Source organism: Pseudoalteromonas sp. GW168-MNA-CIBAN-0100 (assembly GCF_040309225.1).
Lineage (GTDB): Bacteria > Pseudomonadota > Gammaproteobacteria > Enterobacterales > Alteromonadaceae > Pseudoalteromonas > Pseudoalteromonas arctica.
The window spans coordinates 1-254 of the sequence record NZ_JBEOOL010000806.1 but is presented as its reverse complement, the minus strand read 5'-3'; the positions used below and the strand labels follow the sequence as shown (position 1 = coordinate 254).

General features: G+C 68.1%; 1 protein-coding gene. It reads left to right on the top strand.

What is annotated here, in order from left to right; genetic code table 11:
• On the top strand, positions 1–254 hold a 254-nt coding region (locus tag AAEY62_RS23510; protein ID WP_350636872.1), incomplete at both ends, for an AMP-binding protein.

The following is a 254-nucleotide window of genomic DNA, read 5'->3' as shown; positions in this document are numbered from 1 at the left end:
CTACGACACCGCGTACCGCGATTTCGAATGGCCGGTGCTCGATGCGTTCAACTGGGCGCTCGACTACTTCGACCCGATGGCGCGCGGCAACGACCAGCCCGCGCTGTGGATCGTCGACGCGGCGACCGGCACGGGCGATCCGTATTCGTTCGCGCAGATGTCCGAGCGTTCGTCGCGGATCGCGAACTGGCTGCGCGCGATCGGCGTCGTGCGCGGCGACCGCATCCTGCTGATGCTGCCGAACCGGGTCGAGC